We start from the raw sequence: 24,478 nt of genomic DNA, 5'->3' as shown, positions 1-24,478 counted from the left end.
TGCGGATGATTATGCGGGAGCATTCCATCCCCGCTTTTCTTTCTGCCTCTCTCCCACAGCGATCACCGTCAGTGCAAATCCGTAAACGATCCACATCGGGGTAAAGTGAATGGCGGTGCTGGGAGACATCCCCCCGAACACATAGCCGACCAGGGCAACGAGGCTGGAGACCGCCCCCCAGCGGACAAAAGGGGACAGCTCCGGATAAACCTTCACCCGGGACAGCCGAAAGAGCCGCCACAACATCCAGAGATAGAAAGCCATGTAGAGGACAAAGATCAGGATTCCGAAGTTGACCAGAATTTCCATCCACCAGTTGTGCATGTTCTTCTTGTCCTCCACACCGGGGGCCCCTTTCATGTAATATTCAACATTACCGGCGCCCACACCCAAAAAGTGGCTGTTCTGCAAAAATTGCAGTCCGTTTCGGATCAGGAAAACCCGGATCGAAATGCTTTTGTCCTCGGAGGCCGGTTCCTCAAACCCCGGTTTCTCCCCGGTTTCGGGAAGTTCCCAGGATCCCTGGATATCCTGGAAAATCCCCCGGGTACTCTCCAATTTATCCCGGGTTTGTTGGGACAAAACAGAAGAGAGGAGCGCCGACACGATAACGGCGGCCAGGGATAAAAGCGTCAGCCCTCGGAGCACATTCCTTGTGCTCAGTTTTTTTCGTTCCACTGAGACGGGAACGAGTGCCGCCCAAGCCACTGCGGCCAAGGGCAGGGCAAACCCGCTGTTGCTCCGGGAACCGGTTAGGAACAGACAACAAAGGGCGATGATTCCCGTGGCATAGATCCATCCCTTTGTCTTCCGGTGTATCGGGATCATGTACATCCCCGTCACCAAAAAGGGAAGCCCCAGGGTAATGGCTGTGGCAAAATCGTTCTGATTGGTAAAAAAAGAAGTCGGATTCGGGGAGACTTCCCCGAACTCATAGCGGGAAGCGGGCAAATGCCAATAAGTGACTGCTTCAATCAATCCGTAGACAACGATGGTGGCAAAGACTCCAAACAGCACCTTGGCCATTTTTTGCATGTATTGGATCGTCTTCAGGAAATAGGGGAAGGACAAGCATAACAGCAACATCATCCCGAGAAAGATGACATAACGCAGTCCATATCCCATATGACCCACCCAGGTTAATGAAACCGCCGCATAGATCAGCCAAAAGGCGAAAAAGGCGGGATACCAGCGAACAGGATACATATGGGAGGAGGGCAGACTGTTTTCCCGGACCCATCGGACGGTTAAACCGGCCGCCAGCAGAATGAAAGCAATCCGGAACAACGTCATCTTATATTCCGACCCCGGTAACGGAAAACCCAGCGTCGGCCCCAATACCGCAAACACCACCATCCAATGAAACAGACGATTCAATTGTCGTTGTCCCGGCAGAAGCAGTGAACTCATCGGCACTCACCTTTTTCGTACGATACTCGGCAACCGGCTGCGCAAATAGGAGATCGACTCCATATTAAACAGCCCTGTCAGGAATACCGCAGCAACCATGAAAAGAACCGCTACCAGATAGTAGATCCACAAACCGGTCCATTCATTCACTTGAGCATAAGTGATTCCGGACAAAACGGTCACATAGACGCCGAAATAGATCAGCATCGAGCGGAACCGAAAGTCGACGGGATATACCTTCTGTCCCTTTCGATAAATGGACAGCACGGCGTACAGATAGGTGACGACGTTCATAGCCGCAGTCCCCCAGGGCCCCATCAGGGGAATGAGAGCAAAGTTGCCTGCCAGATAGAGAACGGCGGCCACCAGGAATGTCTTAGAGACTTCCTTGGTCTTTTTCTGGATCATCAACCCGACTCCGACGAGCAGGTGCATCGTGTTAAGAATCGTTCCCGTCGCCAGCATCCAGACATAGGGATAAGCCCCGAAGTACTCCGGTTTTCCGGCGACAATCCGGATGATCGGTTCGATGAAGAATGTGAGGAACAGGATACAGAAAGTGGCCACCACCAGAAAAGCCCGGCCCAGTAAGCTGTAGATCAACTTGGCATCCTCCCGATCCTTGATCGAAACGGAGAAAGGGCGCCAGGCCAGTTGAAAAGCAGTTGTCAAAAGAGCGATAATGCTGGCGAAACGGATCGCCAAACCGAACACCCCGGCCGCCTCGGAGGAAACCAAGTGGTAAATCAACGGCCGGCTGACGGCATTCATCACCCAGAAGGCGATCAAAGCCGGCAACAGTGGCAGGCCATAGCTCAACAGGTCCCGCAAATGCTTTTGCTGGACCGACCGGGTGAATTTATCCCGGAAATGCCAGAGCAGAACCGCCGCCACGATCGACTGGGCCAGGATCTGTCCGTAGAAGATCCCCACTACGCCCATCTGTTCCACGACGACGAAGTAGACACTGGCCAGGCTGGACCCGATCACAAAACTCATGCTTCCGATATTAAAGGTCCATACTCGACGGTCGTAGCGGGCATAGGCCAAAGTCTGCTGAATGATCACGTTAAAGACAATCACAAGGACCGCCAGTGTCAGGAGATGCGGGTATCCGCTCGGATCTTCGTAAAGCCAACCGGCGGTCGTCGGGCTGATCGCAAAGATAACAAGGAGAAAAATCAGGCTGATCAAAGCAGGGAAAAAGACAGCGGCGGTAAAATAGCCCTGCCGGTCCTTATCGTCCTTCGCTTCGAAGAAATAGAAGGCAAAGGCGGTATCCGTCCCCAAAATACAGAAATAAGTAAGAACCATGGCGATCGTGTTGGTCAGATCCCAATCCCCGAATTCCGACGGAGCCAACTGACGGGTATAAACCGGAACCAACAGGAAACTGATGATCTTGTTCCCCATCAAAGCGATGGCAAAAGCCGTCGAGTCGGAGAACAGTTGTTTAATTTTCGCTAGCATACCTTGCCCCTTTACCTCTCTCTAACCTCCGCGCATCTCCTCCTTTGGAACCGGCCGCAGGGGTTTAGCGGGAATCCCGGCATAAACAAAGGCCGGTTCCGTATCCCGGTTGACCAACGCGCCGGCGGCGATAAAGCTCTCCTCAGCCACGACCACGCCGGGCAGAAGGATCGCTCCTCCCCCCACCCGGGCCCCCCGCTGCACCGTAGGGCCCCGAATATGACGGAAACGCTTCTCGGTTCGGCCCATAAAGTTATCGTTGGTCGTGACCACCCCCGGCGCGATAAAGACATGGTCTTCCAAACGGGTATAGGCGGTGATGTACGCGTCGGTCTGGATTTTTGTATGGGATCCGATCTCCACCCGGTTTTCCACCGCCACACCGCGCCCGATGAGCGCATGGTTGCCGATGATGCATTCCTCTCGCAGAAATGCCTGATCACCCACCAGGGTATCGTGGCCCAACCGGCTGCCACGGTAGAGAACCGCACCCGCCCCGATGGTATTCTTGTCCCCGATTTCCAGCACCGGGAGAGCCGGATCCACTTGGACCGTGCTCGTTGCGGCCGGACGGGGAGAGCGGCCGAGCACGGCATGGTCGGCGATCACCGTTCCGAATCCGATGACCGTCCCGGCATGGACCGTCACGTGATGGCCGACGGTCACATTATCACCTAAAACCACACCTTCTTCAATAACAGAGAAATGACCGATCGCTACCCCATCGCCAACTTTCGCAGTCGGATGGATGATATGGCTCATCGCGGCACCCCTCAAATTTTTTCGTAGTCGGCGCGGATCTCCGCCAAACCCTTCAATGCATTGCGCGTATCGAAAATCACCTTCGCCTGCTCGGCGATTAAGAAATAATCATAGATACTGTGATCAGTAGTGATTAAGACGATATCCGCTTCTTTCAGTAAGCCGGAGGTCACTTTCTCGCTTTCATAGGACTTTCCGTCGATTTGGAAAGCAGGAATGTAGGGATCGTTCACTCGAACTTCCGCTCCGTATTTCTCCAAGCGACGGATGATGTCGATCGCCGGTGATTCCCTCATATCGTCGATGTCCCGTTTGTAAGCCACTCCGAGAACCAAAACCTTGGAACCGTTCATCGACCGCTCGTACCGGTTCAGAATCTTCATCGTCCGTTCCACGACGAAGTCCGGCATGTAATTGTTGATCTCTCCGGCCAGTTCGATCAATCGGGTATGGTATTTGTACTCCCGGGCCTTCCACGTCAAATAATAGGGGTCGATCGGGATGCAATGCCCCCCGAGTCCGGGGCCGGGATAAAAGGGCATAAATCCGTAGGGTTTGGTCTTGGCGGCTTCGATCACTTCCCAGTAATCGATCCCCATCTTATTGCACAGAATCGCCATCTCGTTGGCCAGAGCGATATTAATATTGCGGAACGTGTTTTCCAAAATCTTTTCCATCTCGGCCACTGCGGGACTGGATACCTCAAACACTTCCCCTTCCAGTACGTTGCGATAGAGAGCGGCGGCCGCCTCCGTACAGGCCGGGGTTACCCCGCCCACGACTTTGGGTGTATTTTTCGTGTTATACACTTTGTTGCCGGGGTCAACCCGTTCCGGGGAAAAGGCCAGGTAGAAATCGTCTCCCGCCTTCAGTCCCCCTTCCTCCAGAATTGGCTGGACCACTTCCTCGGTCGTACCGGGATAAGTGGTGCTCTCCAGAAGCACCAGGGCCCCCCGGTGCAAACGTTGCGCGATTTCCCGGGTGGAGGCTTCCACATAGGAGGTGTCCGGCTGTTGGTACGGATCCAGGGGAGTGGGAACACAAATGGCAACAACGTCCACTTGATTCATTTCGGAGTAATCCGTAGTCGCCTGCAATTGACCCTGATCCACAATCCAGGCCAACTCCTCATCGACGACGTCTCCGATATAGTTAATCCCCTGATTAACCATGTCCACCCGCTTCTGCTGAACGTCAAAACCGATCACCCGGTAACCCGCTTTTGCTTTTTCCACTGCCAGGGGCAACCCTACGTAACCCAATCCGACAACGCCGATAATCGCCGATTTGTCTTTGATTTTTGCCAACGCGCTTTCCATGCCCACGGCCATGATCCCCGGACCTCCTTATCGATAGAAGGCTTTTACCGCCTCGACCACACCTTGCAGCATCTCCTCATCCATCTCCGGATAAAGGGGCAGAGCGAAGGATCGTTTGGAAATGGCCTCTGCCCGGGGAAGATCCCCTTCCTGATACCCCAGATCCCGATACACTTCCTGCAGGTGGAGCGGAACGGGGTAATAGGACCCGACACCGATTCCCCTTTCCTGCAGGCCTTTCAGCAAAGCATCCCGGTCCTCCGATTGAACGATGTAAAGATGATAGATATGGGTTCGGTCCTCACGGGCCGTCGGGGTAACCACCGGCAGCCCCTTCAGCATTCGATCGTAGAGGCGGGCCTTTTCGCGGCGGGCGCGATTCCAGGATTCCAAATATTTCAGCTTTATCCGCAACACCGCCGCCTGCAATTCGTCCAGGCGACTGTTGTATCCGATCCGGGCATTGTGATATTTCGATCGGTGACTGCGGCCGTGAACCCGCAGGCTCCGGATTCCTGCCGTAAGCTCCTCATTATCAGTGACCACCATCCCTCCGTCTCCGTAACCTCCCAGGTTTTTGGTCGGGAAGAAAGAGAAAGTGGCGGCATGCCCCAGGGACCCGGCTTTTCGCCCCTTGTAATCGGAACCGAAAGCTTGCGCGGCATCCTCCAAAACAAAAAGACCGCAGGCTTCAGCAAAGCGGTTGATTTCATCCATATCCGCCGGCTGGCCGAAGATATGGACTGGAACAATCGCTCGGGTCTTTTCCGTTCGTTTCGCCTCCAGTTGCGAGACATCCAGGTTGTAGGTATTTGGATCGATATCGACGAAAACCGGTTTCGCCCCCAGCCGGGAAATCACTTCCGCTGTAGCGAAAAAGGTGAAGGGGGATGTGATCACCTCGTCCCCGGGACCGATTCCTGCGGCATCCAGTGTGAGAAGAAGAGCATCGGTTCCGTTGGCCACACCGATCCCGTATCGAGTTCCGGTAAAGCGGGCCACCTCCTGTTCAAAGGCCTCTACTTCCGGACCCAAGATATAGCGTCCGCTTTCCAGCACACCCATCACCGCCTGCTCCACTTCCCGGCGGATCGTCCGATACTGGGCCTTCAAGTCCAACAACGGTGTCTTCCTCATTTGCCGCTCCCCTCCTCGGCGACGGTCTTTCCCTGCCATGTATCCATTTGGACCGGTCGTCCCGTCCGGGCGGACTCCTGGCAAGCGACGATGAGGGCGAGAGCACGGCGCCCGTCGGATCCTGTCACCGCCGGTTGTCTGCCGGTACGGACCGCTTCTGTCATATCCTCGATCAGACACTGGTGCCCCGGTTTTCCATAGGGATCCTCATTGATTCGGTGGATGGTCTCCGCCGCTCGGCTATCCGTCTCGTCGGCAAATTTCCAGGTCTGAATCCAGTTGGCCGTCGGTCCACCGATCACCGCGGTCCCCGTTTCCCCGAACAGAGCGAGGGATTCTTCCAGATTGCGGGGATAAAGGGTGACTGCCGCCTCAATCGCACCCAGGGCACCGTTTTTAAAGCGGAGGACGGAGACGGAGGTATCCTCCGACTCGATATTCCGCAGACGGGTGGCCTGATACGAGAAAACCTCCTCTACCTCTCCCATCATCCACAACAGGAGATCCAGATTGTGAATCGCCTGATTCATCAATACACCGCCGTCCATGGCCCGGGTCCCCCGCCAGGGGGCCTGGTCATAGTATTCCTGATCCCGGTTCCATCGGACCGTAGCATTGGCATGGCTGAAAGTACCGAAGGCTTCTGCTTCGACGCGCTTTCGCAACTCCCGCATGGCCGGCCGAAAACGGTTGGGATGCACCACGGCCATCCGCACCCCGTTCCGCTCGCAGGCTCGGATCATGGCATCGGCATCTTTCAGGGTGAGGGCCATCGGCTTTTCCACCACCACATGCTTTCCCGCCTCTGCCGCCTGAATGGTGAGCGACGGGTGCAAACCGCTGGGGGTACAGATATTCACAACATCCAGCTGTACCGCAGACAACATCGCTTCCATGTCGGTAAAACCCGCCACCTCTTCGTTCCAGAAAGACAGGCGGTCGGGATCTTTGTCGCAAACCGCCGCGAGCTCTGCTCCTTCAACGGCACGAATCGCGTTCACATGCTTCTTTGCGATGTGGCCGCAGCCGACGATCCCGTATCGTATCACACCAGTCCCTCATTTCTCGTCCGGTTTCTCTTCAGGATCTCCCAGTCGCACTTCCATTGTTACAAACAGATTACAAATATCAGTTTCAATGTAACACAATTGAAATGTCCTGGGTATCCCTTCTAATGACTCTTTAACCAGTCTTAACAAAATCTCAATCTGTTCCTCTTTCGAGAACGCGTATGTACAACTCCCTCACTCGCTGGGCGTTTCTTTTCCAAGTGAGGGCACCCGATTCCGTAAAGGCCCGTTCCCCCATGTCATATACCAATCCTTCGTCTTCCATCAGCAGGATTGACAGAAAGCGGGCCATTTCCTCCGGTTGCTTGGGCTTTACCAGAAAACCGGTCCGCCGGTGCTGAAGAATTTCGGAAATTCCCCCGACATCCGTAGCTACCACGGGTTTCCCGCAACCCATCGCTTCCAGCAGAATCGAGGGCATCCCTTCGCTGAGGCTGGATAAAACGACAATATCGGAACTATTGATCCACCAGGGGATTTCTTCGTGCGGCTTTCGCCCGACAAAGCGGACCTGATCGGCGATTCCTTTTTCCCTGGCCTGTTTTTGCAACTCTGAACGTAAAGGGCCGTCTCCGACAAGATGAAGGGTTACATCGTCATGGTAGGGAACCACCCGCGCAAAAGCCTCCAGCAGGTAATCCACCCCTTTCACCGGATAGAGATTACCCACATACAGAATCGATGGACCGTTTTCGGATTGACCCAATTTTTTCCTTGCTCCCTCCCGGCACCGGGGATAAAACCACTGCGGATCAAACCCGTTGTAGATAGTCGTTACTTCCACTCCCGCCGCGATTTTTAGGGCGTCCCGCTTCAACTGCTCACTCACGGTAATGATATGATCGTTCATCCGCAAAGCTTCTTCCGTCCGCCGATAAACGCCGTCGCTCCGATAGGGATACAGCTTCACATCGGAGCCGTGGATTGTAGTGACAACCGGGACGGAAAAGATGTTTTTGAGCATCGCTCCGGCGTAACCGTCAGGATAAATGGTATGGCAGTGGATGAGATCAAAGGGGAAGCTTTTTCTGATTTTGGCGATGGTACCGACCAACGCTTTATAGTAAAGGTACCCGTAACCGAAAAAAAACAGGCCGCCGGGGAACATCCACGTCGGCACGTAACGGATCGGAATTCCATTCATTGTGGCCGTTCGGGGAAATTCCCGATACCGCCTCCATTTCGGATAAAACGGAAACCTGGGAATCGGGGAAACGACCCGGCATTCGACCCCTTCGTCCGCCATCGATTTGATCTGGTTGTGGACGAAAATCCCCGCCGTCGGATTGCACGGATTGGGATACATGTGAGAAATAACGAGTACTTTTAGACTCATAGCGGTTCAACAATCTTCCTTTCCTGCCGCAAACCCCGGCTTCGGAGAAAAGACCATACAGGGCCTTTCCTCGGAAGCCGGGGCCGCAACATAGGTTGGCCTCACGGTTCATTCAGAAGTTGTTTAACGATGCGATCCGCCGCTTTTCCGTCGCCGAAGACCGGCTCGACAAGGGAAAAACTCACTGTAAAGTTCTCCACAGCCTCGAGTATTTTCCTCTTGTCCGCTCCCACCAGTATGTTGGTTTTTTGCCGGATCGTTTCCGTCCATTCGGTTTCATCTCTCATCGTGATACAGGGAATTTCCATCAGGAAAGCTTCCTTCTGCACTCCGCCGGAATCCGTCAGGATTTTGCCCGCGGAGGCTTCCAGTGCCACCATGTCCAGATAACCCACCGGCTGGATCACGTGAACCGACGGATTGCGGATGGTGAATCCATAACGCTCCAGTTGGCCCCGGGTACGGGGATGAAGCGGCATCACAGCAGGCAGGGGGAGTTCATTAAGTGCGTTTACTATCTCCTTGAGCCGTCGAGGATGATCCGTATTTTCAGCTCGGTGCAGAGTGACCAGGATATAGGAGCCCGAACCGTAGCCGAGCCGATTCGGAAGATCGGATCTCTCTTGTGCCAGGGTACGGTTGAAACGGAGAGCATCCACCATCACATCCCCGACGAAATGAACCCCCTGCCGGATGCCCTCCTTTTCCAGGTGGTCCACCGCCGTCTGTGTCGGGCAAAAGAGCGCTCGTGAAATATGATCCGTCAAGACCCGGTTGATCTCCTCAGGCATGCGACGGTTAAAACTGCGCAACCCAGCCTCGACATGGGCTACGGGAATGTGGAGTTTGGAGGCCGCCAAGGCCCCGGCCAGGGTGGAATTGGTATCCCCGTAGACCAACACCCAATCCGGGGTCTCTTTTTCCAGCACTTCTTCCACCTTGGTCAGCATCTCCCCGGTTTGTGCTCCGTGGGACTTGGAACCGATCCCCAGGTGGTAATCCGGAGAAGGTATTTCTAATTCATCGAAAAAGATATCGGACATCGCCGTATCGTAATGCTGGCCTGTATGAACCAGGATCTCCTGCGCGCGCTCCCGCAAATGCCGGGAAACGGGGGCCGCTTTGATGAACTGAGGTCGGGCACCGACCACCGTAACCACTTTCATGTTCGATCCCTCCTGCAACAGTGCAGTTTCCCTTCCGAAGGGCCATACTTCGAAAAAGCGGCCCTGATAAAGGAAAACGCAAAGCTGTCAGGAGAAGTTGCGCCCTTTACAAACCCTTTATAAAAAGGTACGAAACTCCCATAGCAGATCCGGATCGTTGCCGCTCACTCCGATTTCCTGTTTTCTTCATCGCTCTTCATTGGTTTGCTGGAAGCGTAACGTTCTGATCGAGTGCGCTCTTAGTCGGTCGGTCTGATCATTCACGATAACGGGATGCGGACGGTATCCGTGTCAGTCGCGATCCGAGAGAGCAAAGAGGAGTTCTCCTTCAGCGACGGTACGGTCTCCCACTCGGGCTGTTCCCTTCCCTTTTCCCAAGGAGGACCGGAGGCGCAGCATCTCCACTTCCAGAGTAAGCACATCTCCGGGGCGGACTTGTCCGCGAAAACGAAGTTGGTCGATGCCGGCAAAAAAGGCCAACTTTCCCCGGTTTTCTTCCATTCCCAGCACGGCGACAGCCCCTACTTGGGCGAGGGCCTCCACGATCAAAACACCGGGCATGACCGGGTATCCGGGAAAATGTCCCTCAAAAAAGGGTTCGTTGACGGTAACGTTTTTCACACCCACCGCCCGTTGACCCTCTTCGCACTCCAGAATCTTGTCCACCAACAGAAAAGGGGATCGATGGGGAATGATCTCTTGAATCCGGTTTACATCCATCTCCATGCTGCTTGCTCCTTCCCATCAAATTGATGCGTCTCCATTATAACAAAGGAAAGCTTTCACTCCACAATTAACCAAGGATTTCAATCCCATTTTTGGAAAATGAAAAAGTTCTTCTCGGATCGGCCCTAAAGGCCGTACCGCTTGGGCCAACGGTAATGAAAGCCGTCCCTCGAGACATTCCCGATTGTATCACAAAAGAAGAAGGTTTTTTGAAAACAGCGCCGGAGCCGGCCAAAGATTGTTATTTGTCGATCGTTTTTTATGTATGAAAGAGAAATCTCCGCATTACAATAAAAAATGTCCCCCTGTTTACTAGTGACAGGGGGTTCAAATAAAAGGCACCAAAGGAATTCCCTTTGGTGCTCTTTTTTGATTTTAGGATCGAATGGCTACGGCTTCCACCGCCTGGGCTACTTCCTCATGAACGAGGGGGTTCAGGGGATGAGGAACCAACTCCCCCGGTTTGGTGCACCCGGCAATGGCTTCAGCCGCTCCCACCAGCATCGGATGTGTGATTTGGCCGGAACGGGCATTCAGCACTCCCCGGAAAATCCCCGGGAACCCGAGAACATTGTTCACGGAACGTCCGTCAGCCGCATAAGCGGCTCCCGCCTTCAGGGCTTCCTCCGGTTCGATTTCCGGCTTCGGGTTGGACAAAGCCAAAAGAACCTGTCCTTTCCGCACTTGTTCGGGTTTGATCAAACCCGGCACTCCCGTGGTAGCGATCACAATATCGCAAGTCTCCATCAGCTCGTCCAGTGAATCGCACACATGCCCTCCGTATCCGATCAAACGCTCTTTGGCCATGTCGGACTTGTCCGCGCCGTACACTTCTTTCACTCCATAAGCCATAAACATGCGACAGATCGCCAAACCCGCCGCCCCCAAGCCAATCTGGCCCACCTCTGCATCTTTGAGGTCGACACCGGCACTTTTGCAGGCGGATATGACAGCGGCCAGCGTGACAACGGCGGTTCCATGCTGGTCATCGTGCATCACCGGGATTTGCAGATCGTTCTTTAAACGCTCCTCCACTTCAAAACAGTGAGGAGAACCGATATCCTCCAGAAGAATGCCGCCAAACCCAGAGGAAATATGTTTGACAGTTTGAATGATTTCGTCGGGATTTTTCGTATCCACCAGAATCGGAACCCCGCTTACGCCGGCAAATCGATCAAAAAGGGCGGCTTTTCCCTCCATCACCGGCATCCCGGGTACCGGCCCGATGTCGCCCAGCCCCAAAATCGCGGTTCCGTCGGTAACAATGGCCACCGTATTACCGATACTGGTGTAAATTTGCGCTTTTTGCGGTTCCCGTTGGATCAGACGGCACACATCGGCGACACCCGGGGTGTACACCCGGCGCAGATCGGATAGGGAACGCACATCCAAACGGCTTTTCATCTGAATCTTGCCGCCTTCATGAGCCCGAAGAACATCGTCGGAGACGGCATGAAGCCGAATGCCGCCCCCCAGTTCTTCAATCGCTTTTAACACGTCCTTGAGCTGGTCGTCATCCTCACAGTGAACCGTAAATTTGCGCATGGTCGACGTCGGGCCCACCTGGTCTGTCTCGATCTCCCCGATATCCGCTCCGGCCATACCGATCGCCGTCGCCAGCCTTCCCAAGTTGCCGGGAATGGAGGGAGTCTCCACCATCAACGCCCGAATAATATTTTTATCAACCACAAGGACACCTCCGAAATCCATTACATCGATCGCTGGTTAATCAGTTTAAATTGGAAGAGGTAGATGAGGGAGGTCAGAAAAGAAAAGGCGATAACTCCCCAGAGGAATTTTTCCGCATCGGGAACATCGAATATGAGCAGGGACAGCGCAACATAGTATAGGACCGTTGTCAGTTTTCCCATGACATTGGCGGGCACTGTGATTTTTCCGCGGAAGTGGAAAATAGCGGAAGCTATAATCATACCGAGATCCCGGATAAAAATGGCTGCCGCGGCGGTTAAAGTGATCCTGCCGGATATGAGCAGGGAAAGAAAAACCGCCAACATCATCAATTTGTCCGCCAAGGGGTCCAACATGATCCCCAACTGTGTCACCTGACCGTTTTTCCTCGCCAAATACCCGTCGATTACATCGGTCAGACCTGCCAAAAGCAGGACCCCGAACGCCCACAACATCCGATGGGGCACATCGGAGAAAAACAATCCCAAATATAGGGGGATCAAAATAAAACGAAATAAAGTGAGCAAGTTGGGCAAGTTCAATCGGGGTCCCTCCTTTGGCTTCCTAAGGTATTATACCCGGTATCCCGTTTTGGATCGATCATAACGTGAAAGACCCCGCCAAGCCGCCGCAAATGGCGGCGGGGACGGGTCCTTCTACCCGTATATTAAATTGTATAAATGCTCCCACAGATCCCGGGTAAACACTTCAAAGGCGGGATCGTCACCCACAACACTGTAACCGATCATCAGTCCAATCACCAGCGCAACCAGGCTCGCGGCGGGGACAATCAAAAAAACGTAGAATAATACCCGCTGACGGAGGGATTTTTTGCGCGGTTCGGATTCGTCCTCTTTCCGTATCGTTTCCTGTTCCGACTCGCTCACTTCATCCCGGGATTCCGATAAACTCGGCGCCTGTTCTTTGTCCGTCACCGGATCCTGGTCTTCCTGCTCAGATTTCTCGGCAGCAGGTACAGAACCCTCTTTCCGCCATATCAGCTCTCCCGCCGGTTTTTTCCGGGGTGGATCGGATTCTCCCTTTGCATCGGAATCCTTGAAACGGTTATTTACAAAGGCTGACCCATCCGGCTCTTTTTTATCCCTCTCTTTGGCCGACAACTTCCCTCCGTCAGGATCTTTTTGATTTTCCGAAGGGACCTCATCCTTCCGGTCAACCCGTGCCTGCTGGGTGTCCCCCCGGCCGGAATCCTCCGCCGGCGGGATCCCCTTCTCGGGCTTCGACCGGTTTGCACGCGTTCTCCCTTGGTCCTGATCCGCCGCTTTTTTTCCGCTTTGTCCCCGTTCTTCAGGGTGATTGCCGGAGTCAGGCCTCTTTTCCGCGGCGACTCCGGAGGTTTCCTTTCCCTCACCGGATTGATCCGAAACCGAATCCCCGGCGGAAGAGCTAGGGTCCCGATCCGTTTCCTGCCCCCCTTCAGGAGCTTCCCGACCGGAGGGTGAGATTTCCTTCTCCCGGTCGGAATCGAATCTCTGCTCTTCCGCTCCTTCTTTGGAGGGAGACCCCTCTCTCACCTGGTCTCCCTCTTCCCGGGGGCTGTTTTCCTTGTCTTTTTCCCACTCCAAGGGTTTCTTTTGATCATCTTTTTGCTGCATGATGTCTTATCCTCTCCGAGGAACATTTTCTTTGGGCCGTGACGACTATCGGCTCGTCCATGCGAAAAACCCCAAACACCATCGTTCCTATATATGTACAAACTTTAATATATAAACCAGCAAACCTTCCTCTATAGATAGAATATATCGTAACTGGTCAGTGAAGTCTACTCTATGTAAACGGAATTCAGGAAAGAAGTTCGTTGATACACTCTAGAAATAGGATGAATCCGCCAAAAAGAAACCAGGTGGAACCCCACAACCTTCCACCCAATCCATATTGATCGTGTCTAACAGCTTGAAAATCGCAGGGTGAAAGCTGAACCCGGTTCCAACCCTCGGCGATATGTAGGGGGCTTGTGCACATCACGGGTTTTTCATACGATACCGGCGGGGTGTGCTCCATGCGGAAGCCTTCACATTTTCACGGTTGTTTCCAGTACTTTTCTCTCTTTTTCCGGTTGCGTCGTTCTGTATTTGATTTTTGTCGCTTCACCTCCACGAAGGTGTCGGATCGACTTATGATATTCCAGTATTTCCTTTACCTGATTAGCCAATTCAGGATTGATTTCAGGCAACCGCTCCGTGAGATCCTTATGCACTGTGCTTTTGGAAACCCCGAACTCCTTGGCGATCTTGCGGACCGTGTTTCGGGTTTCCACGAAGTATCGCCCAATTTTAACCGTCCGCTCTTTGATGTAGTCGTGCACTCCCCTCGCCTCCCTCTTCTCAATGTCTGGTACATTATATGAGCGGTTTGGCCGGTTATTCTCATCTAACAAGCCGTGACAAGCCCAATCGCTCGTTTTTTGCCGTATTTTTCTGTCTGATCGTCCAAGGCGAAAAAAACACCGTCTTCATCAAAGACGGTGCTCTTCAATCATATGAAAAATTATTCGTCGTTATTTTTCAGATACCGGTCGGGATTGACCGATTCGCCGTTTTTCCGTGCTTCAAAGTGAAGATGGTTTCCGGCTTCTTTTTCAAAGTTGTTCCGACCGGCTTTGGCGATCGGTTCCCCTTGGGCAACTTCCATCCCCTGTTTCACTTGAACATCGGACAAGCTTTGGTATACCGTGACCCATCCGTCCGGGTGCTGGATTTCCACTTGGTGTCCGGTCAGGGGATTTTCCTCCACCCGCAGCACCTTCCCGCTCATGGCGGCAACGACATCGAATGTCTTTCCGTCTTTCCGCGCAAAGTCGATTCCGGTGTGCGGCCAGTAGGTGTTCGCATATTGGACCAGGGATGCCTCTTTCGACTTTTCTGAACCCGACTCATCATAGAATCCCATGGTCTGTTCGGCATCGGCATTTCCGGCAAGCGGTGATTTCAACTCCTCCGCATCCTCCCCGGGGTGGGGTTCCTGTTGCAGCTCGATTTCCTCCAACCCGGTATTCGGTTTGGTCACCCCGGAATCCTGGGCACCCTGATACCACCATACCAGGCTTAGGATGAGTGCTGCAGCAGCTAAGTAGACGGCGGGGAAAAACCACTTCTTGGCGAATAACCGCTTCCATTTGAGACTGGAGATTTTTCTCACCGGTTTTACCGGTCGATTGTCTTCAGGTTTCATTGGGTTATCACCTCAGAAACCATTCTCGACACGGAAAATTCTTTTTATACCCGGTTCCGAACATTTTTTCGTATTTTCTCACACCAGTCGGAAGCGGAAAAACATGGGTTCGTTTTTCCCTCTCCGTCTCTCCTGATTATTCCTCTTTTTTGGCTAGAATGGAAGAAGCGTTTCCGATCTTGACTCCTTGATAGTAGTACTGAACAATCTCCTTCGCCTTTTTTCCTTCCATGGCCATCAGATTGGCCCCCCATTGGCTCATCCCCACTCCATGGCCGTAACCCCGGGTGGTCAAGGTGATGGAATCCCCTTGAATGTTCCAGGAAAAATCGGTGGAGGAGAGATCGAGAGCCTCACGGATCTGGCGGCCGGTAAAAGTCTGATCTCCGACACGAATCTCTCCGATCCGCCCTCCTTCCGTCTTTTTCTCCACTTGAATCCATTTGCTTCCACCGGAAGCGGGAAGCGCCAACTCATTCCCCGACTCCTCTTCCAATTTTCCCAAAAACTCCTTCACTGACATCTTTTTTTGATCCTTGTATTTGGGAGACTTCTCGTCCCAAGGAGAAGGAACACTGCGGAGATAGGGATAACTTTCAGCAAAGTAATCCTCGGAATTTTCCGTGCGACCGTTGCTGGTGGAGAAAAAAGCGGCGTAAATCGGTTCCCCGTCATACTGGATCACTTTTCCCCGGGTTGCCCGGACCGCCTCATCGATGCGTCGGGAAAACTCGTCATATTGATCCCCCCAGTTTTGCCGAAGCTGTTCGTCGGTCTTAAACACCTGGTGTTGAACGGTATCCGTTACCTGTGCCCCGTCAGCCCCCGACTCTTTCATATCGGAGAAGTCCCCCCGATTCAGCCGGTCCACAATATAGGTCCGGGCAGCCAGGGCCTGAGCCTTTAACGCCTCCAGATGAAAATCGGCGGGCATTTCCGCCGCCACCACTCCACGGATATACTCCTCGAGGGGCAGCTCGACCACTCTCTTTTCCTCCGTCAGGTACACCTTCACATCAGGACCCGTCCCTCCACCGGGATCTTCGGTTATCCGCCGATCTTCGCTCCCGGAAGAAGAGTCCAGACTGACTAGCACAGCCGGAACAGCGATCATGACACTGATGAGAAGGGCAACCAACAGGATCATCCCTTTGTGCACAAAACCCCGCCTCCTGTTCCATTCATCCAGAGAGGACAACCTCCCTATCACCCTATGGTGAAAAAAAAGATGATAGAACCGTTGAGGGATAAAAAAAACCGCGGTTTTCCCGCGGTTCTCCTGTGATGGATTAGGCATATGAGTGCTCGATATTCAGGCTTTGCTCCTCTTCCTCTTCGGTCACACGTCCGATATCCGCTCCCAATCCCTGTAACTTCTCCACCAGCCGGACATAACCCCGGTCGATATGACGCAGTTCCGTTACTTCCGTCACGCCGTTGGCCACTAAACCGACCAGCACCAGAGCAGCTCCCGCACGGAGATCCGTCGCCTTCACCCTGGCACCGGAGAGCGTCTGCCCTCCTTCGATCATGACGGATCGTCCGTCGATCTTCATCTTGCCGCCCATCCGTTTCATTTCCTCCACATGCATGAACCGGTTTTCAAATACGGTTTCCGTCAACAGGCTGTTCCCTTTCGCCGTCATCAGGATGGCCATCATCTGAGATTGCAAATCCGTCGGAAATCCGGGATACGGCAGGGTTTTTACGTCTACCGGTTTCAGTTCCCCTTCGGCGCGGACATGGACGCCATTTTCCCCTTCCAACACTTGAACCCCCATTTCGCGCAGTTTAGCGATAAAGGGATTCAGGTGTTCGGAGATGGCTCCTTCCACAAAAACTTCCCCCCGGGTAATCGTTGCTGCGGCCATATAGGTTCCGGCTTCGATCCGGTCGGGAATGACGCAGTACTCCGTTCCGCGCAGAAAGTCCACACCGTCGATGCGGATGGTATCCGTCCCGGCTCCCCGCACCTTGCCGCCGATGGCGTTAATAAAATTGGCCAAATCAACGATTTCCGGTTCGCAAGCAGCGTTTTCGATGACAGTCCGGCCTTGGGCGAGGGCAGCAGCCATCATAATGTTTTCCGTAGCACCGACGCTGGCCACATCCAGATAAATACGCGCTCCCCGCAACCGGTCCGGCACTCGGCCCTCGATATAGCCTTGCCCGATTTCGAACTCCGCTCCCATCGCTTCCAGTCCTTTCAAGTGCTGGTCGATGGGTCGGCTCCCGATGGCACAACCCCCGGGCAACGGGATGCGACCGTGCTTCTTGCGGGCCAAAAGCGGCCCCATTACAAGAAACGAGGCCCGCATTTTACGAACCAGATCATAAGGGGCTTCCGTGGTCTCCACGTGCCGGGCGTCGATCCGCACGCAATCCTCCTTCAGTTCAGTCGAGATCCCCAAGCTGGACAAAAGCTGGGTGATCGTTTTGACGTCCTCCAACAAAGGAATGTCCTGAATCAGGATCTCCCCGCGAGACGGCAAAATGGATGCGGCGATAATCGGCAATACGGCGTTTTTCGCCCCATGCACTCTGACCCGCCCTTTCAGGCGATTACCGCCCCGTACAATGATCTTTTCCAAATGACTTCCCTCCGCGTCAACTAATATTCTATCGTGATGATCGGGGTTCCGAGGGTGAAAATAACACTTTTCTCATCGGTACCGGTCTTAACGGCCGCCTGAATATTCATGGTTCCACCCCTCGTTTCCAAACCCCCGTTAAAAAGAGGGGTGTACGCGGACACACTGGTTGTTCGTTCCGACTTCATTGATTCGACTTCATCGGCTCCCAGCCGCATCAATACCCGGGCGATAATCTTTTCTTTTCGAAGGGACTCTCTTCTCGTTGGCGGTTGAATCGTTCCTTGAACAGAAAAATGAGTACGAGGTTCAAGATGATGTTGTTGCAAAACGCGAATCAGATGATTCCGAGCGCGAAACAGATGAGCGTCAGAAAGACCGCGACCCATCAGCCGGATGGATATATATGGTTGTACAAAACGTTCCCGCGGCCTATCGTTGATAACGTTTAATTCTATGTGTATGTTTCGCTTCCAAACCCCCGAAGCGGTCCAACGTTGGCCATCGGCCTCTGTCACCCGTCGGGCCGACTCGATGTCCAAATCGTCGGTCAGCGCATCTACCCATGTGGAGACTGATTCCCTGGGGTAAAAGTCTTTTGTCCGGCCGCCATGGTGCCACATATACAGCGACGGCTTCGCCCCTGCCTCCTCGAGAGCACGGACGATGATCCTTTCCTCGCGGGTCATCGGTGAAGATCCCACAAGAAAGGTTGTCAGAATGGACAGAATAATAATTCCCGTAAGTCCTCTCTTTTTCCACATCGCTGATCCTCTCCCCGTATCTTTTCCATCCATTGTTCACGATACAAAGAGAGGATATACAGGATGAAGGGGGATCGATCAACCGAATAGTTGGCCGACCATCCGGGACCAGCTCGTATAATCGATGAGAAAAGAGGCCAGGGAATGTCCCAGGACAATGGAAAGGATGATATACAGCGCCTTGGCTTGCGCTCCTTTCGGTTCTTTGAGGAACAGGTCCAGCCGCAGGTTGGTCAGGACCCACCAACTAAATCCAATACTGGCCAGGGAGAGCAGGATATTAATGAGTGCAGTGACTCCGAAGAAGCCTGTCGCTTCATCCATAACGTATGCACTCCTTTGATAGTAAGTTCACGATATTCCTATGCTACCTTAAAACGCGTTTGAAAGCAACGTCCCCTTTCCCTGATCCATCGATCGGTTAATTTCTCTAGAGGCGTTGTGATTGAGCGCATGTCCTTGGTGGCCCGGGATAGGATTCCACCCTCCGTTTCGTTGTTCTGACGAGCCAAAGGCACTCCGTGTGAAACCCAATCCTCCCGAAAAGAGGCTTTTTCAAAACGCTTCTAGGGCAAGGGGATGCGTTCCGTCTCACTCCTGTTACTGCAAAAATCGGTGCTTCTTTCATCCCTCCTTTTCCCGATATAAATATTCGATGCCGAACACAAAAACCCTTTTTTCAGGAGCGTAAGTGGATCCGGCAAATCCGCTATTCATTCGATATTTAGGGGAAATTTCAAAACTTAATATAAAATTTTTTCAAAAGAGAGGATTTCCTGTTGTCAAAAACGGTCGGGCCGCCAGAGGTTTTAAATCATAAAAAATCGATTACCCACCGCATGTTACGGCGGATAATCGATTTTTAACAGAACGATTAACGGGGTGCAGGAACTGATTTCACTGTGCTGGAGGCGCTCCTCCGTTCAGAGGAGAGAGAGCGGCGGCCCAATTGACCTCACCGAGCTGTTCCAACGCCCACTGAGGAGTGATTCCCAATACGACCGTACCGATCATGGCGACAGCGATCACCAGGGCTGATGCCGGTGGAACCTTCACCTTTCCTTCAAGGACAGGCGGGCGGAAATACATCATTCGAACGATCCCGAAGTAGTAAAAATAGGAGACGACGGTGGTGGCCAACATGATGGCGGCAATCCAGAAGTGCTGAGTAGCGACGGCGTTGATCAAGATGTAAAACTTGCCGAAAAACCCGGCGGTGACCGGAATTCCGGAGAGAGAGATCAGGAAAATCGTCATGGCCGCCGCCGTCAGGGGGGAACGCCGGGAAAGACCGGCAAAGGCGGAAATATCCCCGGTACCCGCGTTCCGTTCCACAATGCCGATCACGGTAAAAGCCCCCAAAGTCATCAACAGATACGCCGTCAGATAATAGACGGTACTTTCGAACAGCATCGGTCCCAGAGTGGCCAAGGGTACGAGCGTATACCCGGCATGGGCGATGCTGGAGTAGGCCATCAACCGTTTGTTGTTGAATTGCCGAAGGGCGACGGTGTTGCCAATCACCATGGACAGACCGGCCAGGACCAACAGCGCCGTCGTCAGCAGTTCCAGTCCTTCGGCGGTCCGGCTGTTGAACAGAAACAGGTATCCCCCCAGGATCACCCGGATCATCAAAGCGAAGGCGGCGGTTTTGGAGACGACGGCCAGAAAAGTGGTAACCGGAGTGGGGGCTCCCTGGTACACATCCGGTACCCACATGTGGAAAGGAGCGGAGGCCACTTTAAATCCGAATCCGAACAGCATCAGGAACAGGGAGAGATAGACAAAAGACTCCATCCCGTTGCCCATTGCTTCCGCCATTCGTTCCTGGGCGGTATACAGGTTAGTCGTCCCGGCCAACCCGTAGACAAAGGACATCCCGTACAGGATAAAGGCCGAAGACACCCCGCCGAGAACGACATATTTCCATGCGGCCTCATTGGAGTCCGTCCGCCGCTTGCGAATCCCGGCCAGGATGTAGGAAGAGATGGACAAAAGCTCCAGACCGACAAATAGGGTGATCAAATCGGCGGAGGAGGTGAGGATCATCCCCCCGAGAAGAGCGGTAAGAAGAAGGTAGTAATACTCCCCCTGGGCAGTGATCTCCTTCCGCTTCGCTTCCTGAAGGGAAACGGCCAGTACCAGGGCCGTCCCCGTCAGCAGAAGTGTTTTGAACACGAGGCCAAAATCGTCAATCCGGTAGGTGTCTCCCAGGATTTCGTAGGGTTGTTGTCCAAACCGGGAGACAGTGAAATAGAGGGCCCCTAATACCGCTACAAAACCGAGACTGGCCAATACCCGCTTATCCTGCTTTTCTTTCATCAACAGATCGATGATGGAGAGCAGGGCAGCGGCACCGGCGATGATCAGTTCCGGGGCCATCACGGTCCAGTTGTAATCCAATAAATATTTTTCCATTTCCCTACCCTCCTATCCTGGACACGATCAATTGCAGCGTGGTCTGCATCGGGTCTCCCAACACTCCGGGATAGACGCCGACCAGAACGATCAGAGCCAGCAGGATGAACATCGGAGCCGCTTCATACGTCCGGATATCGGCCGGACCGCTCCATGTCCCGCGATCCGGGCCGAAGGTGGTACCAAGCACCGCCCTCAATGTATAAATGGCAGCCAAAATCAAACCGATCGCCCCGCAGGCGGCCAGGATCGGCTGGGTCTGAAACAGACCGAGAAAGGCCAGAAACTCGGCAACAAAGCCGGACATGCCGGGTAAGCCCAACAGGGCCAAGCCCCCGGCGAGGAAAACGCCGGAGAGAACAGGCATGGACCGGGCCAGCCCTCCCAGCTCCTCGATCCGCGTCGTGCGGGTTCGCTCATATAAACTGCCGATGAAAAAGAACATCAAGGCGGAAATAAAACCGTGAGAAACCGCCTGGAAAACCGCTCCCGACAGTCCTTCCACGTTGAGAGAGGCAATCCCGAAGAGGATGATTCCCATGTGGCTGACACTAGCGTAAGCCAACACGCGGCGCAAGTCCTGCTGAACAAAGGCCAAGACGGCTCCATACAGAATATTGATCAGGCCCAGCACAGCCAAGACCACAGCGGCTTCCCTCAGCTGAGACGGAAACAGTTCCACCCCGAACCGGATCAATCCGTAGGCGCCCATCTTCAACAATACTCCGGCATGAATCATCACCACCGAGGGCGGTGCTTCCGCGTGTACCTTCAGCATCCAGGTATGGAAGGGAAAGATAGGCAATTTGATGCCAAAGGCGATCACCAAGGCGATGAAAATGCCCCAGATCAGGGTTTGAAACTGCGGCTGGGATGCCAGTGCCATCTGGGTCTGGGGATTGTTCAACACCATTTGTAACCGGGAAAAATCCAGGGTTTGGAACAGGACCATGATCCCGATAAAGGCGATCAGCATGAAAGCCGATCCCAACCCGTTGTACAACAGGAACTGGTTGGCCGCTTTTTCCCGGTGAACCAGACCCCAGATCCCGATCAAGAAGAAAGTAGCCACCAGGGTCACCTCAAAGAAAAGGAAAAAGAGAAGGAGGTTCCGGGCCATGAACACGCCCAGCATCCCCACCTCCAACAGCGTGAACAGGAGAAAGTAACCCTTGGTCCGTTTCTTGACATACATGGAGGCCGTTGCGGCCAGGGTGGCGATGACCGCAGTCATCACCACCAGAGGCATGGACAAACCGTCTACACCCATACTGTAGGAAAAACTCCATGTCTGCCCCTGAGGCAGAGGAATGTGAAACCAATCGAAGGTATGGGAAAACTGCACCTCTCGGGAAGCAAAGTCAAACCTCTGGTATAAAAACAGGGACAGGAGTAAAGGAGGGAGAGTCGACAACATCCCGACCCCTTTTACCCATCCGCTCCGATTCCGGGGTACCCAGAGCAGACAGAAAAACCCGAGCAGAGGAGAAAAGGCGATCCATGTGGGAAGTATTTTGATGAGGGAATCCATTATCCAAACAACCTCCCCGCTGTCAAGCCGATAATGAGAAGGACCAGACCGACCAGGCTGACAAGGGCGTAAGTCTGCGCCTGACCGTTTTGGATCGCCGAGCCGATCCTGCCGACGGTACGGAAAATCCCGGCGGAAAATCGGACCAGACCCGACACTACAAACCGGTCAAAACCGCGAAGGAAGGCTCCCAGCCACCGGTACGGAAGGACCACTCCTTTTGCATAGATCTCGTCGATAAAATACTTGTTTTTTAACAAACGGTACCCCCATGGGATGGGCTTGGTTAAGTCATCCGCCGGAAGCACCCGTTTGACATACATCGCCCATGCGAGCGCTACCCCCGCCAAGGAGGCCAGCGTCGCCAATACGGGCAACCACAGCGGGACTGTTCCCCCCGCCTCTGCGGCGAGACCGGTTCCCTCCGTCAACCAGCGGCTGAAAAAAGGTGTCGGATATTCAACAAAACCTGCCGCTACAGCCGGAACCGCCAGTATGCCCATCGGCCAGAGCATGGATTTGGGCACAGATCCCCGGTTTCCTTCCCCGCGAAAGGAACCGGTGAAGACCAGAAAAAAGAGGCGGAACATGTAGAAGGCGGTGAAAAAAGCGGCAACCACACCGACGGCGAAAACACCCGGCCGTCCGTCCATCCAGGCGGAAGCCAACACCTCGTCCTTGGAGAAAAACCCGGAGAAAGGGGGAATCCCAGAGATCGCCAGACAACCGATCAAAAAAAGCCAACCGATTCCCGGATGAGTCGACCACAGCCCACCCATTTTACGAATGTCTTGCTGATGGTGCAAAGCCACAATCACCGCCCCGGCGGCGAGAAAGAGAAGGGCTTTAAAAAAGGCGTGTGTCATCAGATGAAAAGCGCCCGCCGCATAACCCGCCGAACCGAGAGCCAGCATCATATAACCCAGCTGGCTGACGGTGGAGTAGGCCAACACCCGCTTGATATCGTTTTGCACCAAACCGATGGAGGCGGCGAAAATCGCCGTAAAGGCCCCTACATAAGCGACTGTATCCAATGCGACCGGAGACGCCTCAAACAGGGGAAAGGTCCGGGCGACCAAGTACACTCCGGCGGCCACCATTGTCGCCGCATGGATTAAGGCGCTGACGGGGGTCGGTCCCTCCATCGCATCAGGCAACCAGGTATGTAAGGGAAACTGGCCTGATTTACCGATAGCACCGACGAAGATCAACACGGCGATCAGTGTCACCATCTCCGCCGGTACCTGACCCGCTTCCACAGCCGCGAAGATGGGGCCCAACTCCAAACTCCCGGTATACCAAAAGGCGAGCAGTAATGCCAGAAACAAACCGATATCCCCGATCCGGGTGACAACGAAAGCTTTTTTAGCGGCCTGCTTCGCCTCCGGCTTGAAATACCAAAAACCGATCAACAGGAAGGAACAGACCCCGACCAACTCCCAAAAGATGTAGAGCTGGAGCAGGTTGGCGGATACGACCAAGCCTAGCATGGAAAAGGTAAACAGGCTCAGGTAGGCATAAAAAACGGGAACCCGTCCGTCTCCTTTCATATAACCGTAGGAATAGACGTGAACCAGAAAGCTGATCAGACTGACGATCAGCAGCATGAGGGCGTTAAGTGGATCCACCTCGATCCCGAAACGAATGACCGTTTCTCCCAGGGTCAGCCACGAAAAAGAAAGCAGGCTGTTTTCCGCTCCGCTTAAACGCTCCGCCAAAACCCCGGCGGAGACGGCCAGGGAAGCGAATGCCGCCAGACTGCCGACCCAGGCCGCCGCTTTTTCCCCCCATGATTTCCGGCCGAATAGAAGGAGGAAAAAGGCGACCAAGGGAAAGAGGGGTATCGTCCACGCATTTTCCAACATGGGATCACCCGTCCTTCGTTAGTAAAGTTCAA

Annotated in this window: 21 protein-coding genes; all 21 read right to left on the bottom strand. The window is 53.8% G+C overall.

Translation table 11 applies throughout. From position 1 onward, the window contains the following. Positions 1 to 9: 9 nt before the first annotated feature. Positions 10 to 1,410, bottom strand: coding sequence for an O-antigen ligase family protein (locus CHM34_RS07980; RefSeq protein WP_094264076.1), 1,401 nt, complete (start codon positions 1,408 to 1,410; stop codon positions 10 to 12). Between the two features lie 6 nt (positions 1,411 to 1,416). Beyond that, the gene (locus CHM34_RS07975) at positions 1,417 to 2,880 is read right to left on the bottom strand and encodes a lipopolysaccharide biosynthesis protein (RefSeq protein WP_094264075.1); all 1,464 of its coding nucleotides are present in this window, start codon (positions 2,878 to 2,880) and stop codon (positions 1,417 to 1,419) included. 21 nt (positions 2,881 to 2,901) lie between these two features. After that, positions 2,902 to 3,642 (bottom strand): acyltransferase, encoded by a 741-nt coding sequence (locus CHM34_RS07970; RefSeq protein ID WP_094264074.1) that lies wholly within the window; start codon positions 3,640 to 3,642, stop codon positions 2,902 to 2,904. Positions 3,643 to 3,653: 11 nt separating this feature from the next. Then, the gene (locus CHM34_RS07965) at positions 3,654 to 4,973 is read right to left on the bottom strand and encodes a nucleotide sugar dehydrogenase (RefSeq protein ID WP_240511927.1); all 1,320 of its coding nucleotides are present in this window, start codon (positions 4,971 to 4,973) and stop codon (positions 3,654 to 3,656) included. 15 nt (positions 4,974 to 4,988) lie between these two features. After that, positions 4,989 to 6,098 (bottom strand): DegT/DnrJ/EryC1/StrS family aminotransferase, encoded by a 1,110-nt coding sequence (locus CHM34_RS07960; RefSeq protein ID WP_094264073.1) that lies wholly within the window; start codon positions 6,096 to 6,098, stop codon positions 4,989 to 4,991. Then, complete coding sequence (locus CHM34_RS07955; protein WP_094264072.1) at positions 6,095 to 7,147, bottom strand: Gfo/Idh/MocA family protein; 1,053 nt, start codon at positions 7,145 to 7,147, stop codon at positions 6,095 to 6,097. The genes CHM34_RS07960 and CHM34_RS07955 overlap by 4 nt, the downstream gene beginning before the upstream one ends. A gap of 154 nt (positions 7,148 to 7,301) precedes the next feature. Then, on the bottom strand, positions 7,302 to 8,504 hold the full coding sequence (locus CHM34_RS07950; RefSeq protein ID WP_094264071.1) for a glycosyltransferase family 4 protein: 1,203 nt from the start codon (positions 8,502 to 8,504) through the stop codon (positions 7,302 to 7,304). Between the two features lie 101 nt (positions 8,505 to 8,605). After that, positions 8,606 to 9,670: a non-hydrolyzing UDP-N-acetylglucosamine 2-epimerase gene (wecB, locus tag CHM34_RS07945; RefSeq protein WP_094264070.1), complete on the bottom strand. Its 1,065-nt coding sequence runs from the start codon at positions 9,668 to 9,670 to the stop codon at positions 8,606 to 8,608. Between the two features lie 291 nt (positions 9,671 to 9,961). Beyond that, the gene (fabZ, locus tag CHM34_RS07940; protein ID WP_094264069.1) at positions 9,962 to 10,396 is read right to left on the bottom strand and encodes a 3-hydroxyacyl-ACP dehydratase FabZ; all 435 of its coding nucleotides are present in this window, start codon (positions 10,394 to 10,396) and stop codon (positions 9,962 to 9,964) included. Between the two features lie 375 nt (positions 10,397 to 10,771). Next, the gene (locus tag CHM34_RS07935) at positions 10,772 to 12,055 is read right to left on the bottom strand and encodes an NAD-dependent malic enzyme (protein WP_439116317.1); all 1,284 of its coding nucleotides are present in this window, start codon (positions 12,053 to 12,055) and stop codon (positions 10,772 to 10,774) included. A 50-nt stretch (positions 12,056 to 12,105) separates the two neighbouring features. Next, positions 12,106 to 12,627: a CDP-alcohol phosphatidyltransferase family protein gene (locus tag CHM34_RS07930; RefSeq protein WP_094264067.1), complete on the bottom strand. Its 522-nt coding sequence runs from the start codon at positions 12,625 to 12,627 to the stop codon at positions 12,106 to 12,108. 114 nt (positions 12,628 to 12,741) lie between these two features. Then, positions 12,742 to 13,701, bottom strand: a complete 960-nt coding sequence (locus tag CHM34_RS07925; RefSeq protein ID WP_094264066.1) for a DNA-directed RNA polymerase subunit beta — start codon at positions 13,699 to 13,701, stop codon at positions 12,742 to 12,744. Positions 13,702 to 14,117: 416 nt separating this feature from the next. Next, on the bottom strand, positions 14,118 to 14,411 hold the full coding sequence (gene spoIIID / locus CHM34_RS07920) for a sporulation transcriptional regulator SpoIIID (RefSeq protein WP_141201660.1): 294 nt from the start codon (positions 14,409 to 14,411) through the stop codon (positions 14,118 to 14,120). 182 nt (positions 14,412 to 14,593) lie between these two features. Then, on the bottom strand, positions 14,594 to 15,277 hold the full coding sequence (locus tag CHM34_RS07915; RefSeq protein WP_094264064.1) for a M23 family metallopeptidase: 684 nt from the start codon (positions 15,275 to 15,277) through the stop codon (positions 14,594 to 14,596). Positions 15,278 to 15,413: 136 nt separating this feature from the next. Then, on the bottom strand, positions 15,414 to 16,436 hold the full coding sequence (gene spoIID / locus CHM34_RS07910) for a stage II sporulation protein D (RefSeq protein ID WP_240511926.1): 1,023 nt from the start codon (positions 16,434 to 16,436) through the stop codon (positions 15,414 to 15,416). Between the two features lie 130 nt (positions 16,437 to 16,566). Next, the gene (gene murA / locus CHM34_RS07905; RefSeq protein ID WP_094264063.1) at positions 16,567 to 17,868 is read right to left on the bottom strand and encodes a UDP-N-acetylglucosamine 1-carboxyvinyltransferase; all 1,302 of its coding nucleotides are present in this window, start codon (positions 17,866 to 17,868) and stop codon (positions 16,567 to 16,569) included. A gap of 20 nt (positions 17,869 to 17,888) precedes the next feature. Further along, positions 17,889 to 18,632 (bottom strand): YwmB family TATA-box binding protein, encoded by a 744-nt coding sequence (locus CHM34_RS07900; protein ID WP_169713646.1) that lies wholly within the window; start codon positions 18,630 to 18,632, stop codon positions 17,889 to 17,891. A gap of 78 nt (positions 18,633 to 18,710) precedes the next feature. Continuing rightward, complete coding sequence (locus CHM34_RS07895; RefSeq protein ID WP_094264061.1) at positions 18,711 to 18,956, bottom strand: DUF1146 domain-containing protein; 246 nt, start codon at positions 18,954 to 18,956, stop codon at positions 18,711 to 18,713. 573 nt (positions 18,957 to 19,529) lie between these two features. Next, positions 19,530 to 21,050, bottom strand: a complete 1,521-nt coding sequence (locus tag CHM34_RS07885) for an NADH-quinone oxidoreductase subunit N (protein ID WP_094264059.1) — start codon at positions 21,048 to 21,050, stop codon at positions 19,530 to 19,532. 4 nt (positions 21,051 to 21,054) lie between these two features. Further along, positions 21,055 to 22,581, bottom strand: a complete 1,527-nt coding sequence (locus CHM34_RS07880) for a complex I subunit 4 family protein (RefSeq protein WP_094264058.1) — start codon at positions 22,579 to 22,581, stop codon at positions 21,055 to 21,057. Then, complete coding sequence (gene nuoL / locus CHM34_RS07875; protein WP_094264057.1) at positions 22,581 to 24,446, bottom strand: NADH-quinone oxidoreductase subunit L; 1,866 nt, start codon at positions 24,444 to 24,446, stop codon at positions 22,581 to 22,583. Before nuoL ends, CHM34_RS07880 begins: the two co-directional genes overlap by 1 nt. Between the last annotated feature and the right edge of the window lie 32 nt (positions 24,447 to 24,478).

The organism is Paludifilum halophilum (genome assembly GCF_002245355.1).
In the GTDB taxonomy this organism is placed as follows: Bacteria; Bacillota; Bacilli; order Thermoactinomycetales; family DSM-45169; genus Paludifilum; species Paludifilum halophilum.
The sequence above is the reverse complement of the archived record's forward strand: the minus strand, read 5'-3'. Positions and strand labels throughout refer to the sequence as shown.

Bases quoted from the DNA above. Each gene is read 5' to 3' on its own strand.
- CHM34_RS07980 (WP_094264076.1), bottom strand. From the start codon at position 1,410: ATGAGTTCACTGCTTCTGCCGGGACAACGACAATTGAATCGTCTGTTT.
- CHM34_RS07975 (WP_094264075.1), bottom strand. From the start codon at position 2,880: ATGCTAGCGAAAATTAAACAACTGTTCTCCGACTCGACGGCTTTTGCC.
- CHM34_RS07970 (WP_094264074.1), bottom strand. From the start codon at position 3,642: ATGAGCCATATCATCCATCCGACTGCGAAAGTTGGCGATGGGGTAGCG.
- CHM34_RS07965 (WP_240511927.1), bottom strand. From the start codon at position 4,973: ATGGCCGTGGGCATGGAAAGCGCGTTGGCAAAAATCAAAGACAAATCG.
- CHM34_RS07960 (WP_094264073.1), bottom strand. From the start codon at position 6,098: ATGAGGAAGACACCGTTGTTGGACTTGAAGGCCCAGTATCGGACGATC.
- CHM34_RS07950 (WP_094264071.1), bottom strand. From the start codon at position 8,504: ATGAGTCTAAAAGTACTCGTTATTTCTCACATGTATCCCAATCCGTGC.
- wecB (WP_094264070.1), bottom strand. From the start codon at position 9,670: ATGAAAGTGGTTACGGTGGTCGGTGCCCGACCTCAGTTCATCAAAGCG.
- fabZ (WP_094264069.1), bottom strand. From the start codon at position 10,396: ATGGAGATGGATGTAAACCGGATTCAAGAGATCATTCCCCATCGATCC.
- CHM34_RS07935 (WP_439116317.1), bottom strand. From the start codon at position 12,055: ATGGTGGAGACTCCCTCCATTCCCGGCAACTTGGGAAGGCTGGCGACG.
- CHM34_RS07925 (WP_094264066.1), bottom strand. From the start codon at position 13,701: ATGCAGCAAAAAGATGATCAAAAGAAACCCTTGGAGTGGGAAAAAGAC.
- CHM34_RS07915 (WP_094264064.1), bottom strand. From the start codon at position 15,277: ATGAAACCTGAAGACAATCGACCGGTAAAACCGGTGAGAAAAATCTCC.
- CHM34_RS07900 (WP_169713646.1), bottom strand. From the start codon at position 18,632: ATGTGGAAAAAGAGAGGACTTACGGGAATTATTATTCTGTCCATTCTG.
- CHM34_RS07895 (WP_094264061.1), bottom strand. From the start codon at position 18,956: ATGGATGAAGCGACAGGCTTCTTCGGAGTCACTGCACTCATTAATATC.
- CHM34_RS07885 (WP_094264059.1), bottom strand. From the start codon at position 21,050: ATGGAAAAATATTTATTGGATTACAACTGGACCGTGATGGCCCCGGAA.
- CHM34_RS07880 (WP_094264058.1), bottom strand. From the start codon at position 22,581: ATGGATTCCCTCATCAAAATACTTCCCACATGGATCGCCTTTTCTCCT.
- nuoL (WP_094264057.1), bottom strand. From the start codon at position 24,446: ATGTTGGAAAATGCGTGGACGATACCCCTCTTTCCCTTGGTCGCCTTT.